Source organism: Nisaea sp. (assembly GCF_017640745.1).
In the GTDB taxonomy this organism is placed as follows: Bacteria; Pseudomonadota; Alphaproteobacteria; order Thalassobaculales; family Thalassobaculaceae; genus Nisaea.
In genome coordinates, this window is the sequence record NZ_JAEPQA010000003.1 from 176,618 (window position 1) to 194,893 (window position 18,276).

Consider the following 18,276-nt stretch of genomic DNA (forward strand, 5'->3'; position numbering starts at 1 on the left):
TCGATCGCCTGGCCGCCGTTTCTTCCTGACCGGATGAATAATCGGTTGTGACGGCCGGGTGATTCCGGCTCTGTTTTTTAATGCTGCGCTGCACACTGAATTTCCGCGGAAATGCGCGAATGAATCACCTATGCGCGTGCGAGCGAACAGGTTCGGCAACAATTCATGCTTTTCTGGACGTCATAAAAGCGTCATCGTACTGCATCGCAAAATTAATGAACGCAGAATAGCGTCGATCAATCCGGGCCTCGGGTGGGGGGTCTGGTTCGAACAATTCCTTGGGGGACTTCATGGGAAAATCGTTTCTATTCGCCGGCGTAGCTCTCTGCGCCTTTGTGGGGTCGGCGCTTGCCGACTGCCCGCAGATCACCGTTGCCGACATGAAGGGCGTTAAGGCAGGCGCCTTTCCGCAGCAGTACGAGTTGGCCGAGTTCGAAGGCGCGGCCGGCTGCAAACTGGCCTTTTCCGGCAATCCGAAAGCGGCCGAACTGAATGGCAAGATCCAGGGCAACGGCGCGCTGCCGCCGCTCGCCGAGCGCCTTCCGGAAGAGCCGCTGGTGGTCGTGCCCTACAGTGAGATCGGCAAGTACGGCGGCGTGCTCGACGGTCTGTCGAACGCTCCGGAAGCCGGGACCTCCGACCTCCTCTCCGTCCGCCATGTCAGCCTCGTGCGCTACAGCGACGATCTGGCGACCATCGTGCCGAACGTCGCCAAGAGCTGGGAATGGAACGCCGACTTCACCAAGCTGACGCTGAAGCTGCGCAAGGGCCACAAATGGTCCGACGGCGCGCCCTTCACGTCCGAGGATGTGAAGTTCTGGTACGACGACATGGTGTTCGACGAGAACATCATCAAGAAGCCGAAGGACTATGTCCTCGTCGGCGGCGAGCGGATGACCGTCGAGACGCCGGACGCTGAGACCGTCGTCTTCAATCTGCCGGCGCCGAAGCCGGGGCTGCTCGCCCACTTCGCGACGCACTATTCGCAGCCCTTCATGCCGAAGCACTTCCTCGGCCAGTTCCATCCGAAATACAATCCGGACGCGGACAAGATGGCGAAGGAGCTGGGCTACGAGAACGGCTATGCCGTGATCTCCGCCTATTACGGCAACTCGGACTGGACCGACACACCGACCGTCATGCTGTCGGACCCGGCCAAGGCGCCGAAGATGCCGAAGGGCGTCTATCCGACGCTTGAGTCGCACATCGTCGTCGCGGAGACGACCGAAGGCCGCCGCCTGGTAGCGAACCCCTACTTCCACATGGTCGATACGGCGGGCAACCAGCTGCCCTACATCAACGAGATCGACGAGGTGCACATCAACGAGAACGAGGTGCGCATCCTGAAAGCGGTGAACGGCGAGATCGACTACAAGTCGCAGTCGATGCAGCTGCCGTCGGCGCCGATCCTGCTCGAGAACCAGGAGAAGGGCGGCTACACGGTCGATCTGAAGCCGACCATCGCGATGCCGACCTTCGCCTTCAACGTCACGTCCCCGGACGAGGAGAAGCGCAAGGTCTTCGGCGATCTGAAGTTCCGTCAGGCGATGTCCGTCGCGATGAACCGGGACGAGATCAACGAGGTTGCCTTCTTCGGCCTCGGCAAGCCGAAACAGTACGTCGCCTTCTCCCCGACGCCGAAATTCGTCGATCCGAAATGGGAGTCCTACTACGCGCAGTACGACCCGGACCTAGCGAAGAAGCTGCTCGATGAGGTCGGTGTCGTCGACAAGGACGGCGACGGCGCGCGCGATCTTCCGAACGGTGCCCCGCTGGTGCTGAACCTGCAGTTCGCCACCCAGGGCATGCCGGGCCAGGTTGCGGAGCTTGTGGCGCAGCACTGGACCAATGTCGGGATCAAGAGCACGGTCAAGGAAGTGACCCCGGACGAGTACCGTTCGGCCCAGTCCTCCAACCAGCTCGATGTGATCATGTGGCAGAAGGGCCAGCCGCTGGCGATCGTGCTTGGCAACTCGGAGCTGTTCCAGCCGCCGTTCGAGAACTATTTCGGCGGCCGCGCGGGGATGCTCTGGGCGGAATATGTCGACAGCAAGGGCACCAAGGGTGTGAAGCCGCCGGCCTATGTCGACGAGATGCTTGCCGATATCGACGCCTTCCAGTCGACCCTGGTGGGCTCGCCGGAGAACGACAAGATCGGTCAGCGCCTGGTGAAGAACATGACCGAGAACCTGCTGTTCCTCGGCACGGTGCAGGCTCCGAATCCGATCTATCACCGGAATGCACTGAAGAACTTCCCGGAGTTCAAGACCTGGTCCTACGAATATTACCGGACCTACCCCTATCGTCCGCAGCAATGGTTCCTTGCTGACGAAGGCTGATCTCCGCGCGGCGGGACCGGGATTCCCCGGTCCCGCCTGCGTCGGCTTTAGATCGATGACCTCGAAAGATCGGTCGATCTAAGACCGACGGAGGTGGGGATATATGCTGCGGTTCATTCAATTCGCCTGCACGCGCGCGGCCATGGCCGTTGTCACGCTGCTGCTGGTGTCCTTTATCGTCTTCACGCTGATGGAGCTGGTGCCGGCGAACTGCGCCGAGCGCTATCTCGCCTGGAAGAATACCCAGGGCGAGCAGATCAGCGTCGAGGACATCCGTGCCGAGGAACAGCGCCTCGGCCTCGACAAGCCCTACATCCAACGCTGGGCGAGCTGGGTCGGGAACGTCTTCTTCCGCGGCGATTTCGGCGATAGCTGCATCCTGCGCGTGAACATCAACCAGCTGCTCGGCGAGAAGATCTGGATCTCGCTCGGGATCTGTTTCGTCGCACTTCTCGTCGCCTACCTGATCGCCCTGCCGGTCGGGATCATATCGGCGACGGTCTCCAGCCCGTCACTCAACAACGGGCTGCGTCTCGTCTCCTATCTCGGTCTGGCGCTGCCGAATTTCCTGCTCGCGCTGATGATCATGCTGTTCTCGACCATGGTCTTCGGCGACACGCTGACGGGCATGTTCTCGAAGGAGTTCCGCGATGCGCCCTGGTCCTGGGAGCGGGTGCTTGATTTCCTCTCTCATGCCTGGCTGCCGATCTTCATCCTTGGCTGGTCGGCGACCGCCTTCGCGCTGCAGACCGTGCGCGCGCTGATGTCCGACGAATACGGCAAGCTCTATGTCACCGCGGCACGGGCGAGGGGTGTGCACGGACGCGCGCTGCTCTGGCGCTACCCCGCGCGCCATGCGCTTGGACCGATCATCAATTCGCTCGGTTTCGACCTCAACCGCGTGTTCAACGAGCTGCCGATCGTCGCGGTTATCCTGACGCTTTCGGAGGCGGGGGCGCTTCTCCTCGAGGGTCTTGCGCGGTCGAACGACCAGCAGCTCGCCGGTGCGATCATCTTCATGCTGACCGCCTCGATCGTCTCCCTGAATTTCCTGACGGACGTGCTCCTGTCGATCATCGACCCGCGCGTCCGCAAGAGCGTGATGGGGGGCTGAGATCATGGTCGATCAAACCGTCTCCGCTCCGCCCGCCAAGAGCGCCGATCAGAAATCGAAGGAAGCCTACTTCACCGCCAGCCAGGCTCAGCTGGTCTGGGCCCGTTTCAGGAAGAACCGTTCGGCCATGGTGGCCGGTGCTTTCCTGATCGCGATCATCCTGATGGGGCTCTTCGCGCCGTTCCTCTCCCCCTACGATCCGACCATCGCGGGGCGCGACAAGGACTATCAGAACGGCGCGCCGCAGATCCCGATGTTCTGCGATCACAACGGCTGCTCGCTTCGGCCCTTCCTTCACACGCTGGAGCGGACCCGCTCGATCAAGACGAATTTCCGCTGGGTGACGACGGTCAACACAGAGAAGCGGCGCTACCTGACCTTCTTCCCCGAAGGTTGGGAATACCGGCTGTTCAGCGTCCAGATCGATCTGCCGGGCGACACGTTCGACATCAACATTCCCGGCTTCAAGATGACCACGCATCTCTTCGGCATCGAGGAGGGCGGGATCCATCTCTTCGGCACCGATCACGGCGGCAAGGACATCTTCTCGCGTACCCTGCACGCGATCTATACCTCGCTCGCGGTCGGCACGATCGGCGTCTTCATCAGTTTTGTGCTCGCACTGATCATCGGCGGGACCTCGGGCTATTTCGGAGGCGTGACCGACGGCGTGCTGCAGATGATCACCGACGCGGTCAGGACGGTGCCGGCTATCCCGCTCTTCATGGCGCTGGCCGCCTTTGTGCCGGATGAATGGAGTTCGGAAGCGCGCTTCTTCTTCATCTCCATCATTCTCGGTTTCATCGGCTGGCCGACCCTGGCGCGCCGTGTACGCACCCATCTGCTGACCGAGCGGAACCAGGAATATGTGCTGGCCGCGAAGCTCTGCGGCGCCTCACCGGGTCACATCATCGGCCGCCATCTGCTGCCGAGCTTCACGAGCTACATCATCGTCGATCTGGTGATCTCCTTCCCCTACATGGTGCTCTCTGAAACCGCGCTCAGCTTCATCGGGCTCGGCCTCAAGGAGCCGGTGAACTCGCTCGGGGTGATGCTGCAGAACGTCACCAGCGCGGACGTGCTCCTGAATTACCAGTGGTACTTCATCCCGGTCGTTTTCTTCGTCGGCATGGTGCTCGCGTTTGTCTTCGTCGGCGATGGGTTGCGCGATGCGGCCGACCCCTATTCGGATCACAAGTGATGACGGCACCGCTTCTTTCCGTGCGCGACCTGACGGTCCGGTTCAGGACCGACGAGGGTCTCATCACCACCGTCGACAATGTCTCATTCGATATCGCCTCGGGCGAGGTTCTCGGCCTTGTCGGCGAGAGCGGCTCCGGCAAGTCGGTGACCGCGAAGTCGCTGATGAAGCTCAATCCGGGCAATACGGTCTACGGGCCGGACAGCCGGATCACCCTCAATCTCGAGGACGGCCCGGTCGATGTGCTCTCCCTGAAGAGCGCGAAAGACCTGAACGTGGTCCGCGGCGGCGCCATCTCGATGATCTTCCAGGAGCCGATGGCGAGCTTCGCGCCGGCCATCACGATCGGCGACCAGATGGTCGAGCAGTTGCTGCTGCATTCCTCCCTGAACAAGAAGCAGGCGCGGGAGCTCTCGATCGAGATGCTGGACCGCGTCGGCATCTCCGATGCGGGCAAGCGGATCGACCAGTACGCCTTCGAATTCTCCGGCGGCATGCGCCAGCGGGCGATGATCGCGATGGCGCTCTCGACCAAGCCCAAGCTGCTGATCGCGGACGAACCGACGACGGCGCTGGACGTGACCATCCAGGCGCAGGTCATCGACCTGATGAAGGATCTGGTCGACGAGTTCGGCATGGCGATCCTCTTCATCACCCACGATCTCGGCGTGATCGCGCAGACCGCCGACCGGGTCGCGGTGATGTATCTCGGCCGGGTGATGGAGACCGGCAGCGTGCGCGAGGTGATCCGCACGCCGGCCCACCCCTACACCCAGGGATTGCTCAACGCGCTGCCGAAGCTCGAGAAGCTGGACGAGCCGCTGACGCCGGTTCCGGGCGACATCCCGAGCCCGCTTGAGCGGCCGGAGGGCTGCGTCTTCCATACCCGCTGTCCGAAGATGATCCCGGGGACCTGCGACAGCCTGTGGCCGGACGCCGTGGCCGTATCCGGGAGCCACACGGCGGCCTGCGTTGCTGTCGAACCCGATATGGAGGCCGCATCTTGACCGCCCAGAGCCACATTCAGGTCAACCGTCTCTCGGTCCATTACGGTGTCGGCGGCAGCCTTTTCGGCGGCGGCGGAGTCCTCAAGGCGGTGGACGATATCAGCCTCGAGATCCCGCGTGGCTCGTTCTTCGGGCTGGTCGGCGAGAGCGGTTCCGGCAAGACGACGCTCGGCCGCGCGATCCTGAAGGCGGCCCCGATCTCCGAAGGGGAGGTGCGGTATGTCGACGAGGAGGTCGATTACGATGTCGGCCGGCTCGGCAAGAAAGAGCTGAAGGATTACCGCAAACGCACCCAGCTGATCTTCCAGGATCCCTACGCGGCACTCAGCCCCCGGATGACCGTGCGCGACATCATCGCCGAGCCGCTCGAAGTCATGAAGCTGACCAAGACCCGTGCGGAGACCGACGAGCGGGTGCGCGAAATCGCGGCGAAATGCAGGCTCAATCTGGAACATCTGAGACGCTTTCCGCACGCCTTCTCCGGCGGTCAGCGCCAGCGCATCTCGATCGCCCGGGCTCTGGTCTGCCAGCCCAAGTTCCTGGTGGCGGACGAGAGCGTGGCCGCGCTCGACGTCTCCATCCAGGCGGACATCCTGAACCTTCTGAAGTCGCTTCAGAAGGACATGGACATCACCTTCCTCTTCATCAGCCACGATCTCAGCGTCGTCGCCCATACCTGCGACTATGTTGCGGTCATGTATCTCGGTGCGATCGTCGAGATGGCGCCGAGCCGGCGGCTCTTCACGGCGCCGAAGCATCCCTATACCAAGGCGCTGCTCTCCGCGATCCCGTCGCTCGATCCGGACGACCGGGGCAGGGCGCAGAAGCTGGAGGGGGAGATCCCGTCGCCGCTGAACAAACCGAGCGGCTGTCGTTTCCATACCCGCTGCCCGATCGCGACCGCACGCTGCGCGGCGGAGACGCCCGAGTGGAAAGCGCATGCGCCCGGACATTTCGCCGCCTGTCACTTCGCGGAATAGCTGGCGCAGGTCCGATTTGAGCGGACATTGCGCCGCCCAATCTTCATACTATGGCACTCTGTTTGAGCCGCCGATCCGGCGAAGAAACATTTTTTATTTCGCGAAATCAGCAAGTTCGCATTGGAGCTTGTTTCGCTACCGAAGTTGGGTAAGATTCGAATAGAATTAAATTCGCGCGATAATCGATTGATCTTGCGGGTCAGAACGCCGCAGTAGCGGTCGGTGGTGAACAGACAGAATGTCAGTGCGGGTAACAGACAGTGTTCGGACGCTCTAACGCAGTCTTTGAGGTACTTTCGCTTCGCGATGGCTCATGGTCCATCGTGGCAACGGCCACGAGCAAGGACGAAGGCCAGGCGGAGGCGTTGAAAGTCATGGCCCGCGCCGGGACCGAAGGCGTGCGGGTCATCAAGGACACCGGCAAGTCGATCCACGACCTGAAGCCGGAAGACATCCTCTTCGAAAAACTGAAGCCGAAGGGTGAAGAGAAGGTCTTCATCCAGAATATCGACGACGCGCCGCTCTGTTACGAGCTCTCGGATTTCTATGAAGGCGAGGGGCGGCAGACAATCAACCGGCTGTTCCGCGCCTATCTCGACAAGCACAACATCACCGCGAGCGAGGCACTGCATTCCGCGCGCGAGATGAAACGGCTGCTGGATGACGGCACGCTGCTCTTTTCCGCCGTTGCCAAGGTCGCGACCTTCCAAGCGGCCAAACTCGAGGACTCGAACGCGAACGAGCGCCGCGAGACCTTGTTCGCGTTCGTCGATCATATCAACGCCGCAGCCCAGAAAACCCTCCAGCGGCCCATGCCGCGGATCCGGGACGCCGGCTTCAACGAGGCGATCGCCGAGCTCAAGGCCTCCGTGAAGGAGGGCGAGGACGCCGCTTACCTGATCCGTTCCGCGATCGCGACGGAACTGGTCGAGAACCGCAGTTATCTCGGCAAGCTCGCCCAGTGCATCGACTGGGCCGTCGCGGTGACCGATCCCGACGGGATGAAGGCGCTCGACATTTACATCTCTGACATCCTGCAGAATGCCGAGGTTCTGAAGGACATGCTCGGCCACCAGCGCGACACGGGCAGCGCGCTTGTGACCATGATCTGTTTCGCCGGTGGAGAGCCGCTTGGCGAGGAGCCGGAAAACCTGACGCCGGAGCATCCGGACTACACGAACATTCAGCTCAACAAGCTGATCGGTGCCGGCAAGCTGCCGGAGAGCCAGGAGGTGCTGGTCGACCGGGTGCGGCGGCAGCTTGAAGGCATCGGCCCGCTCTCGAAAGGCGACCGGGAGGAAGAACGCGAAGTCTTCCACGGCCTGCTTCACAAGCTGATTCCGGATTGCAACATGGTCGGCGGACCGAATATGGCCGAAGCCGTCACGGCGCGGCAGTCCACCATCATCAACAAGGGCGGCCAGAAGGGCATGAAAGAGGCGGCGGCCTCGATGCTTCCGGCGCTTGCGGATCCCGCGCGCAAGGCGGCCTATCTTCTGTCGCTGCTGGAGAGCAAGCTCGGCAAGGACCTGCTGCGCTCCGATATCGACACGCATCTGGACGCGATGTTCGTCAGCACCCCGAGCCTGAACCACCTCGTGCGCGAGAAGCTGCCGCCGAACAAGAAGATGGCGAAGGTCACGCAGATCTTCCACAAGATCAAGGAAAGCTCCCTGCCGGAACCGCGCAAGGAAGAGCTGACCAGCCGGATCGACGACCTGCTCGCGTCATACATTGTCGACGGCAAGATCCTCGACAAGATCGACAGTTCGGACAAGCCGCTGCACATCAAGGCCTTCATGCTGGTCAGCATGGTACAGCCCGAAATGCTGCCGAAGGGCAAGGCCTCGAACCTCGCCCGGCAGATCATCGTCAATCACCTCAAACGCCCGAATTTCGAAGCCGAACTGGTGTCGCAGATCCCCGATCCGCAGGATCAGGTCAACACGCTCCGCCGGTTCCACGAGCAGCTGCACCGCTGCGGCTTCTTCGGCTGAGGGTCAGCCGATCTCCATCTCGAGTTCATCGGCGAAATCGCCCCATTCATCCTCGTCGCCCGATGCGGTCCGCGCCGCTTCGACGAGGCTTTCAAGGAGGCTGTCATAGCGCGCCCAGGTCTCAGCATCGCCGCGCGCCTTGTTGGCGGCCCAGGCGGCAGCGAGCGCCGTCGCGCGGGCTTCGTGCGTCCTGGCCGCGGCGGCACGCGCCGCCTCCGCGGCGGCGGCCGCGGTCACCTTGTCGGCCAGAACGTATTTGCGCGAAAGCTCGCGCGCCTCGGCGCGGGCGGAGACGCGGAAGTTCTCGTTGCCGGATTCGAGAAACTTGCGGACGTCGGCCGGCATTTCCCAGAGACCGGCGACGTCCAGCGCGACCTTGCGGGCGAATTCCCGGAGCAGATCCTCGCCCTCGACGCGCCAGAGAATGGTGCGCGCGGCGCAGACCAGCTTGTCGTCCTGGCGCGCGGAAACCCCGTCGCACTCGACGCGGCAGATGGTGTTGCCCGGAGCGAACTTGAGCGCGTCGATCACCCGTTCGGAGGCGTGCAGCCCCGACTGGCAGAGCGCGACCGGCGCGCCGTGCTCCAGCCTTTCGCCGTCCGGCGGGATCGGGCTCCCGTCACGCATTTCCTCGTCGACGAAGTGCCAAGCGAGCAGTCCCGCGGATCCGTTCTGGTCTGTCATCTTCTGCCTGTCCGAAAGCTTCTGTCGGTACCCGGATATCGTCCTACGGCGCAGGCCAAAGGGCAACCTCTTGATGCAGGGATCGAATCCGGACATGGCCGGGAGGCCGGAATCAGCGAAATCACAGGGTCGGGAAGCAAAATGCCGGTAGGCAAAGGCCAAGCGATATGGAACCATGAAACCATTGATTCGAGGATGGTTTCCACCTGTGGGCGAGCTGTTTTCTGATGGCCAAGGTTCTTATTGTCGATGATTCCCGTCTGGTGCGCCTGACGATCAAGACGATCCTCGATCGCGCCGAGGGCATGGAAGTCGTCGGCGAGGCCGAGAACGGCCGCGAGGGTGTGGACATGGCGAAGGAACTGAACCCGGACGTGGTGACGCTCGATATCGAGATGCCGATCATGAACGGGATCGAGTGCCTGCGCCGGCTGCGCATTCTCTCTCCGGCCAAGGTGATCGTGCTCTCGTCTCTGACCCACCCGGCCTCCCCGAAAGCGGTCGAGGCGCGTCTGGTCGGGGCCGACGCGGTGATCGGCAAGCCGTCCGGCTCGGTCAGCCGGGACGTCGATGCGAGCGGCGGCAACCTTCTGGTCGAGACAATCCATCGGGTGATGGGCTCGGGCGGGCAGGTGTCGGCATGAACGCGGTCGAGAGCGTATACGAATCCCAGAAGATTCCGGTCCTGCTGTTCCAGTCGGACGACCGCCGCTACGGCGTGATGCTGTCCAGCGTCCGCGAGGTGGTCGAGATCGAGGACATGCAGCCGATCGAGGGCGAGGATCCCGAATATATCGGCGTCATGGTGCTCCGGAAGGAGCCGATCCCGCTCGTTGTGGTCCGTGCAGGAGCACACGATCCGGAGACGGACCTTCCGATGTGCATCGTGCTCCAGCGGGGCCATGCGGTCATCGGTCTGGCGGTGCAGAAGATCATCGGCATCCGCAATTTCGATCCCGCCCATCCGACGAAGGGGCTGACGGCGTCCGAACAGCCGCAGCACGCCTATCTCGACGAGAACGGCAAGATCGTCCAGGCGGTCGATCCGGACCGCTGGTTCAACGCGCAGAACATGCTTCCGCTGCTCGCCGACCAGCGCGCGCTGCGCCTCGTTCCCGACAAGACGGAAAAGGTCGAGAAGGCGCGCAAGACCTATATGGCGCTGACGGTGAGGAACCATCTCTATGCCGTTGATTCCAGACTGGTCGAACGCGCTATCGACGATGTCGGTACGACGCCGCTGCCGAAACGGCCGGGCGTCAGGCTCGATTCCGTGATCGAGGTGAGCGGCAGCGTGCTTCCGGTGCTGCGCCTGACCGAAGGCGGGTTCGAAAAGCAGACCATCCATATCATCGTGAATTACTTCGACCAGAAATGGGCGATCGCGACCGAACAGGTGCTGGGGATCGTCTCCGACGAGAGCCCGGTCGGCCCTGCGACTGGCGAGACCCAGGCGCGGGTGATTTCGCACAAGGGCGCGTTCCACGAAGTGATCGATCTCGCGGCACTGATCGCGCAATCGGTGCCCGATTTCGTGCGCTCGGACGGCAGAGGGTGACCCGATGAGCGGTTTCGACGACGGTCCCGGCGCGGAAATGTGGGAGCTCTTCGAGCAGGAGAGCGAGGACTATCTCGGGCAGATCGAAAGCCTGCTGTCCGGCAGTGCCTCCGATCTTATGAACCCGGAGACCATGAGCGCGCTGTTCCGCGCGATGCATTCCCTTAAAGGCGTTTCCGCATCGCTTGGCCTGACGGGTATCGAGCTCGTCGCGCATCATGCCGAGGATCTGCTGGATCTGTTCCGCAACGGAGAGGCGCAGCCGGACGAGGCGACGCGCGATCTCCTGCTGCAGACCGCGGATACGCTGATCGCCTTGCGCGAGACCTGCGTCGGCGACCGGGTCGACGCTCCGGCCGACATGCATCTCGTCGCGCAGCTGTCGCAGGCGAAAGCGCAATTGAAGAGCGGCGGCTCCGTGCAGCCGCCCCAGGCAGCTCCGCAACCAGCACCCCAGCCGGTCGCCGCGGCTCCGGAACCTGCGCCAGCGCCCACGCCTGCACCGCCTCCGCCGCCACCGGTTCAGGAGGAGGAAGAGGACGCAGCGCCCGCCGGGCAAATGTCCATGCAGGTCTCGCAGGCCCCGGCCGATCCGTCCGAGCCCGAGTTCCAGCCGGAGACGGTCGAGCCTTTCGCCGAGGTGGTGAAGAGCGAACTCGGCCAGCTTGCCGAGGCGCTCGAGAGCCCGGAACTGGAGAGTCTCGATACGCAGGGCATCTCAAGCTCGATCCTGGCGATCCGGGAAGTGGCGAACGAGGTCGGCTATCTCGGCATCGCCACGGTTCTCGATGGCGTCGCCGACCTGTTGCGCGACTCGGAACGCCTCGACAAGACCGAACTCACCCGCGGCCTCTGCATTTTCGTCCATCGGCTCCGCGTGCTTTCGGAGCTCGCCGAGTCCGGAATCTCGATGGAGGATGTCGACGATTCCATGTCGCCGCACATCTCCCGCGAAGCGCGCGACGTGGTCGACCGGCTGTCGGTTGCGGGCGGGGCACCGCGGGACTGGGAACTGGTCGGTATCCTCGCCCGTGCGCTCGGCGTCCAGAGGATCTCCGCCCTGGCGCGTCTCGCCAGCGAATTGACCATCCAGGAGGGCTGGCAGGACCGGCCCGGCGCGTTCGACGTGCTCGACGAGATTCGCCGCGAGAGCCAGGTGATCGGGATCGAGGGGCTGAACGTCGCTTCGCTCGACATGCGCCGCGAAACCTACGACCGCCTGCGCGACCGCATGGCGCTGCTGCTGACCAACGCCGAGGCGGCGGTCGCGGAACTCAGGACATCGCTCGGCGACGAAATCTTCAACTCGCTGTCGCCGGATGCGCGACAGCAGATCGCCGATTACCTGAAGGAACCGAACGCCAATCTGCTCGAGATCCAGGCCAAGCTGCCGGACGGACCGGCCTCGACCCAGCAGATCATGGAACGGATCTACCAGGAGCGCGTCATGTCGAACCGCGTTCTGGTCGATATCGATCCGGAGCTCTACCAGTTCCTGATCGGGATCAAGGGCTCGGCGGATCCGTTGATGGCGTCGCTGCAGGGTATCAGCGGGGCTGCACAGGCGTTGCAATCCTGGGCTGTCCTCGCGAGCAACCCGGTGCAGACCGCGGCGGCCGCAACTCCGGCGCAGCCCGCGCCGCAGCCGCAACCGGCAAAGCCTGCGGCCGAAGAACCGGCGAACGTTCTCCATATCGGTGACGACTGGACGGTCGGGAAGGCCGCCCGTCCGGCCGCGCCGCCCCCGCCGCAACAGCAGGCGCCGCGGCAGACCCCTCCGCCTCAGCCGAGCGCTCCGTCCGTGCAGCACGCTCCTTCCGCCGCACCGGTACCGCCGCCGTTGGCGGCCGAGCAATCCCAGCTTCAGCCGGTCGCCTCGGATGCATCGATGCCGGCCGAGCGGACCGAAGGCGGAACGCCGAGCCGAAATGTCGGCGGAGGTTCCCTCCGTGTTTCCTCGGAGCTGGTGGACAATTACCTCGATACCGTGGCCGAACTCCGGCTCTGCATCTCCCGCATCGAGCAGGGCGCTTCCGAAGCCGGTTTTGCCAGCACGATCGCTGAGCTCCGCTCCGTCGCGAAGCAGACCGGGGCGCGCAAGGCCGAGCGGCTGAACCTCGCGGCAAGCCATATCGACGAAGCCGGCAAGGTGCTCGCGAACCAGATCGCGAAGGCCGAGACGACGCTGCGGATGCTGCACTCCGTCACGCTGCAGCTCCGGGTCGTGCCGATCAGCATCGTCCTCGGACGGATGCCGCGGCTGGTCCGGGATCTGTCCCGCAGCCTCGGGAAACAGGTCAACCTCGAGGTCGAGGACGGCGATATCCAGATCGACAAGTCGATGGTCGATGCGCTCATGGAACCGATGGTTCACATGATCCGCAACGCCATGGACCACGGCATCGAGCCGGCGGACGAACGGGTGCATCTCGGCAAGCCAGAGAAGGCGACGCTCACGCTCGAGGCGACGCAGAACGGCAACGTTGCGCAGATCATGATCGCCGACGACGGCCGGGGCCTGAACACCGGACGCATCCGGGCGAAGGCGATCGAGCGGGGGCTGATCTCGGATCAGGACGCGTCCCGCATGTCGGAGCGCGAAATCCAGCGTCTGATCTTCGCTCCGGGCTTCTCGACCGCGGCGGCGGTCACGGAGACCTCCGGCCGCGGGGTCGGCATGGACGTGGTGCTGACGACGATCCGGCGGCTGGGCGGGGCGATCGACATCGACAGCGTCGAGGGCGAGGGGACGAAATTCTATCTGAGCTTCCCGGTCTCTGCGGCGCTGCAGCGGATCGTCGTGGTGACGGACGGGGAACGCGATCTCGGGCTACCGGAACGCGCCATCGTCGAGGTCATCGAGGTGCGGCGCAGCGCAATTCAGGAAGTCGGCGAACTGGCCGGCATCCAGCACCGCGACGGCTTCCTGCCGGTGCGCTCGATCGAGACCATGCTCGGCTGGGAGACGCCGGAAGTCACGGCCAACCAGTCTGCCATGCCGGTGGTGATCATCGGTACGCCGCAGCGCCGGGTCGGCGTGGCGGTCTCCCGGGTGAAGCGCCGTCAGGAAGTCTTCATGAAGGAATTGCACCCGGCGCTGAACGCCGTGGATGTGCTTGCGGGGGCGACGGTGATGGGCGAGGGACAGCCGCTTCTCGTGCTCGATCCGGAAACCCTGATCGCGATCGCCGGCGGCTGACGAAGGGCTATTTCGGCAGCTGAAGCGTGGCGCCGGAAATCCAGCTCGCGATCTTCTGTAGCGGCAGAACCGTATCCGCCGCCTTTTCCTCGAACGCGACCTTGGGCATGCCGTAGACGATGGAGGTTTCCTCGTCCTGGGCGGCGGTGCGGGCGCCGGCCTGGCGCATGGCGAGCAATCCGTCGGCACCGTCGCGCCCCATGCCGGTCAGGATCACACCGACCGCTTTCTTGCCCAGTTCCTGCGCGGCCGACTTCATCATGACGTCGACGGCGGGGCAGTGTCCGCCGATCCGTTCGCTCTCGCCGAGCGCGGTCCAGATCCCCTTGTTGCCCTTGCGCAGCCGGAACTGCCGGTCGCCGGGCGCGACGACGGCAAGGCCCGGGCGCAGCGCCTGACCGTCATGGGCCAGTTCGACGTCGATGCGGCAGGACTGGTCCAGCCGCTTGGCGAAGTCGGGGACATAGTCTTTCGGCATATGCTGCACGATGGCGATCGGCGGGCAGTTCCGGTCGAGCCCGGAGAGCACGGTGAGCAGTGCGTCAGTGCCGCCGGTCGAGGCGCCGATGCAGATCACCGTTCCGAGATAGGGCACTCTCGTATCCTCGACAGGCCGGGGTTTCTCCGGGGGGGGAGGCATCGGTGCGCGCGCCGGTGGCGTCTGCGGCTGTGCCGGCGCGGGGGCGTTCCGGGGACGGTCCCGCCGTGCCTGCCGGATGGCCGATTCCAGTTTGGACGAGACGGCCCGGAGTTCCTCGCGGATATCCAGTTCGGGGATGGCGATGTGATCGGAGCCGCCGATCCTGAGGTCGGCCGCAACGGCACGTCCTTCGCTGCTTTCCCCGGCGGTGACGAGCAGTGTCGGGCGGTTGGCCGCCTTGACCAGCGCGAAGACGGATCTCAAGCCCGCGAAGTCCGCGTCGCGCGCCGCGAGGACAACGATGGCGGCACCCGAGAGGCGTTCCGGCGTGGCCCGGGTCTGGGAGATCGACGTGACGGTGGCCCCATCGGCGAAGGGCGTCACATTTTCCGCCACGACCTTGCGCAGCAGCGGGTCGAGGGCGACGACCAGGATTTCGCCGGAAGCACTCAAGTCTTGGCTTTCTTTCGGAATATGGCGGGCTGGATCTGATCGAGATAGATCCGCGCGTGATCCGGATTGTCGGTATGGCCGATGAACAGATATCCGCCGGGCGCCAGAAGATTGCTCAGATTGCGCACCAGGTTCTCCCTCGTCGCATCGTCGAAATAAATCATAACGTTACGACAGAGTATCAGATGGTAGCGTCCGCGTAACTTATCGAGCGGTTCGGTCAGGTTGAGCCAGCGGAACATGACGTCGTCCCGCACCGCCTGGATCACCCGGTAGGTGTCATCGCCCAGATACTCGAGATATTTCTGTTTCCAGTCCGGCGGCATGTGCCGGAACAGGTCGGACTTGTATTCGCCGAGCGCTCCCCTGCGCAGGGCCGCGGTCGCGATGTCCGTCGCGAGAATGCCGGCATCGAGATCCTGGTAGTGCGGGCCGAAAAATTCCCGCATCGCCATGACGACGGAATAGGCTTCCTCTCCGGCCGCCGCCGCCGCGCTCCAGATCCGGATATCGCGCGAGCGGTCCCGTTTCAGCCTCTCGGAGAGTTCTGGAAGCAGCCTCTTCGCGAGGAACTCGAAATGTGCCGGCTCGCGGTAGAAATAGCTGTGGTTGGTCGAGAGATGCTCGACCACGTTGATCAGAAGGTCCTCGCGCCCGTCGCTCCTGGCCTCGTGCAGGAGTTCCGCAACCGAGCTGTGTCCGGACATGCTCATGAAGCCGCGCAGGCGCGAATCCAGGAAGCTTTGCGCGTTCGCCGGAACGATGATGCCGAATTTCTGGTGCGCGAGGCGGCGGAGCTCGTCGAACTCCGCCCCTACAAGGTCAGTATTTTCCAAAGTCGCCCGACGTGATCTTGTCGTCCTGCGCCTGGCGCTTGCCGGCCTGGCCCTTTTCCTTCGGCGGCAGCGGGTCAGCGGCGTCTTCCGCGGGGACCGGAGCGTGCGAACCGTTCAGCCTGAAGCGGGAGACCGACTCCTGCAGTTCCCGGCCCCGGCCGGCGAGGGCGCCGGAGGTTGCCGCCATCTGCTGGGCCGCCGCCGCGTTCTGCTGGATCACCGTATTGAGGCGGTGGATCGCGACGTTGATTTCGTCCGCACCGACGGACTGTTCCTCGCTCGCGGCGGTGATGCCCTGCACGAGGTCTTTCGTGCGGGTAATTTCCGGCAGCAGGTCATTCAGCAGGCGGTTGGTGTTTTCCGCCGCCTCGCGGCCGTCCGCCGAGGCGTCCTGGATTTCGCTCGCCGCCTGTTTCGAGATCTCGGCAAGGCGCGAGACCTCGGAGGCGACGACGGCGAAGCCCCGGCCATGCTCGCCCGCGCGCGCCGCCTCGACCGACGCGTTGAGCGCGAGCAGTTCGATCTTGCGGGTGATTTCCTCGACCACGAGGATCTTGTCCGAGATGTCTTTCATCGCGGCCGCGGTCGCGGTCATGGCATCGGCGCAGCGCGAGGCTTCCGTCGCCATGCGCTCGGAGACCTTCTCGGTCTCTTCCGCGTTCTTGGCATTCTGCCGGATCCCGGCAGTCATCTCTTCCATCGCCGCCGAGGTTTCCTGAATGCTCGAGGCCTGATCGTTGACGCCGTCGGAAACCTGTTGGGCTGTCTGTCGAAGTTCGCTGCTTCCGCTGGTCACCCCGCCGGAAACCGTGCGGATGGTTCCGAGAATGTCCTGCAGGTTCTTCTGCATCTTGTCGATCGCCACCATGACCCGCCCGATCTCGTCGCGCGATCCGTCCAGCGGGACGTCCGCTGACAGATCGCCAGCGGCGAACCGGTCCACGGTCGCTACCGCGGCGTTCAGGCGACGGCGGATGCCGAATGCCATCGGGATGCCGACGATCAGCGAGAGGCTGACCGCAATTGCGGCGGCGATAGAGAGGCTGGTAATGGCCATTCTTTCCGAGGCGGCGATCGTCTCGACGGTTCCTGAAGTCATCCCTTCGATTTTCTTCAGAAGCACATCTACGCGACCGGCCTGGCGCGCCTGGATTTCTCCGATCTTGGAGGTGTGGGTGCTGAGATGGGAAAGTCTCGGGATCCTTTCGCCAGCGGCCTTGATCAGCGCCCGCAGCTGGGTGGTGACAGTCTGACCGATATTAGTCATTTCAGTGTGCTCGGCTTCGATTTCCTCGATCAGTTTCTTGATCTCGGCGTATTCGAGGCCGCGGTCGCCGCCGGCATCGATGGCGGGTTTCAGCAGCTTGTTCACCTCAGACATGTTCTCGTCCACCTCAGCCGCCAAGGCGGCGAATCTGGCGAGATAGTCGTCGCTTTCGTCCGTGCGTCCCTGTCCGGCAACGGAGATCGCGATCTGAAGCGCCATTTCCTGCTGCAGCTGCGCTTTGACTGCTGCGCTGATCAATGCGGCTATAGGGGTGTCGATCTCCGTGATCTCTTCGACCTGGGTTTTGACGGCGTTGGTCGTCCAGATGGCGTAACCGGCGAAGCCGCAGAGTGCGGCAGCCATGAAGAGAACCAGAACGGTCAGCTTCGTGGACAAGTTCAATGACATTATGTGGCCCCCTGATTTTCCCGATCGGCCCACGCAGCCCTGCGTTCTGTCGGGCGAAATTACATTGAAATCCAGTATATCTTCGTGATCACCGCAGTGCAGCCTCTTAATTGGCCGCCGATGCATAGAATTGCGGCCAATACTGGTTGCGGCGCAGGACTTTAGCGTTGCTTGCGCACGCACCATTCGATGCGGCGCGCACATTTGCTCCTAAGAGGTCATCCGTGCCGGGAATCGAATCGGGTGGTGCAGTCAGGATGAAGTAGCGGCATTCGGGTGGCCGAATTTGCGCTGGAAGGGACCTACCCGTGCGCCTCGCGACGCACGGGCCAGGGTCGAGTGGTGCAACAACAACCCCGTACGGGAGCCGAAGCCCCGCTATTCAGATGTCATTCGGAGTGGTTCGGGTCAATGACGTGCTGAATATTACGAAAAGGTTAAAAAACAGGCAGTGCACAATATTGGTGCAAAAATTTGTGGTCTTTGCGCGAAGCACCTGCTGAAAATTGCCTCAAGATTTCCGATTAGAGTGCTGAAAAAAATCACTTTTACTGCGAGTTCCTGAAGTCCGGCCAGCATGGCACAGCGCTTGC

At 63.4% G+C, this 18,276-nt stretch carries 13 protein-coding genes; 9 read left to right on the forward strand and 4 right to left on the reverse strand.

Features of this window, described 5'->3' with window-relative positions; translation table 11 throughout:
- The first annotated feature begins 290 nt into the window (after positions 1-290).
- The 6 genes from JJ959_RS03975 to JJ959_RS04000 all read left to right on the forward strand — a co-directional run bounded on the left by JJ959_RS03975 (position 291) and on the right by JJ959_RS04000 (position 8,638).
- Complete coding sequence (locus JJ959_RS03975; protein WP_292879974.1) at positions 291-2,339, forward strand: ABC transporter substrate-binding protein; 2,049 nt, start codon at positions 291-293, stop codon at positions 2,337-2,339.
- Between the two features lie 103 nt (positions 2,340-2,442).
- Positions 2,443-3,453 carry an ABC transporter permease gene (locus tag JJ959_RS03980; RefSeq protein ID WP_292879975.1) on the forward strand — a complete coding sequence of 337 codons (1,011 nt, stop codon included), beginning with the start codon at positions 2,443-2,445 and terminating at the stop codon, positions 3,451-3,453.
- 4 nt (positions 3,454-3,457) lie between these two features.
- The gene (locus JJ959_RS03985) at positions 3,458-4,654 is read left to right on the forward strand and encodes an ABC transporter permease (protein ID WP_292879976.1); all 1,197 of its coding nucleotides are present in this window, start codon (positions 3,458-3,460) and stop codon (positions 4,652-4,654) included.
- Positions 4,654-5,661, forward strand: a complete 1,008-nt coding sequence (locus JJ959_RS03990) for an ABC transporter ATP-binding protein (protein WP_292879977.1) — start codon at positions 4,654-4,656, stop codon at positions 5,659-5,661. Before JJ959_RS03985 ends, JJ959_RS03990 begins: the two co-directional genes overlap by 1 nt.
- The gene (locus tag JJ959_RS03995; RefSeq protein WP_292879978.1) at positions 5,658-6,641 is read left to right on the forward strand and encodes an oligopeptide/dipeptide ABC transporter ATP-binding protein; all 984 of its coding nucleotides are present in this window, start codon (positions 5,658-5,660) and stop codon (positions 6,639-6,641) included. Before JJ959_RS03990 ends, JJ959_RS03995 begins: the two co-directional genes overlap by 4 nt.
- A gap of 323 nt (positions 6,642-6,964) precedes the next feature.
- Positions 6,965-8,638, forward strand: a complete 1,674-nt coding sequence (locus tag JJ959_RS04000; RefSeq protein WP_292879979.1) for a hypothetical protein — start codon at positions 6,965-6,967, stop codon at positions 8,636-8,638.
- Positions 8,639-8,641: 3 nt separating this feature from the next.
- On the opposite strand, the gene JJ959_RS04005 is transcribed toward JJ959_RS04000, so the two are convergent.
- Complete coding sequence (locus JJ959_RS04005) at positions 8,642-9,322, reverse strand: hypothetical protein (RefSeq protein ID WP_292879980.1); 681 nt, start codon at positions 9,320-9,322, stop codon at positions 8,642-8,644.
- A 227-nt stretch (positions 9,323-9,549) separates the two neighbouring features.
- On the opposite strand from JJ959_RS04005, the gene JJ959_RS04010 reads away from it, so the two are divergent.
- Genes JJ959_RS04010 through JJ959_RS04020 form a run of 3 tightly spaced genes read left to right on the forward strand, consistent with a single transcriptional unit; the run spans position 9,550 to position 14,079 of the window.
- Positions 9,550-9,966, forward strand: coding sequence for a response regulator (locus JJ959_RS04010; RefSeq protein ID WP_292879981.1), 417 nt, complete (start codon positions 9,550-9,552; stop codon positions 9,964-9,966).
- Positions 9,963-10,880, forward strand: a complete 918-nt coding sequence (locus JJ959_RS04015) for a chemotaxis protein CheW (RefSeq protein ID WP_292879982.1) — start codon at positions 9,963-9,965, stop codon at positions 10,878-10,880. Before JJ959_RS04010 ends, JJ959_RS04015 begins: the two co-directional genes overlap by 4 nt.
- Before the next feature lie 4 nt (positions 10,881-10,884).
- Complete coding sequence (locus JJ959_RS04020; protein ID WP_292879983.1) at positions 10,885-14,079, forward strand: Hpt domain-containing protein; 3,195 nt, start codon at positions 10,885-10,887, stop codon at positions 14,077-14,079.
- 7 nt (positions 14,080-14,086) lie between these two features.
- On the opposite strand, the gene JJ959_RS04025 is transcribed toward JJ959_RS04020, so the two are convergent.
- Genes JJ959_RS04025 through JJ959_RS04035 form a run of 3 tightly spaced genes read right to left on the reverse strand, consistent with a single transcriptional unit; the run spans position 14,087 to position 17,683 of the window.
- Positions 14,087-15,172: a CheB methylesterase domain-containing protein gene (locus tag JJ959_RS04025; RefSeq protein WP_292879984.1), complete on the reverse strand. Its 1,086-nt coding sequence runs from the start codon at positions 15,170-15,172 to the stop codon at positions 14,087-14,089.
- Positions 15,169-16,008, reverse strand: a complete 840-nt coding sequence (locus tag JJ959_RS04030) for a protein-glutamate O-methyltransferase CheR (protein ID WP_292879985.1) — start codon at positions 16,006-16,008, stop codon at positions 15,169-15,171. Before JJ959_RS04030 ends, JJ959_RS04025 begins: the two co-directional genes overlap by 4 nt.
- Positions 15,995-17,683, reverse strand: a complete 1,689-nt coding sequence (locus tag JJ959_RS04035; protein WP_292879986.1) for a methyl-accepting chemotaxis protein — start codon at positions 17,681-17,683, stop codon at positions 15,995-15,997. The genes JJ959_RS04030 and JJ959_RS04035 overlap by 14 nt, the downstream gene beginning before the upstream one ends.
- Between the last annotated feature and the right edge of the window lie 593 nt (positions 17,684-18,276).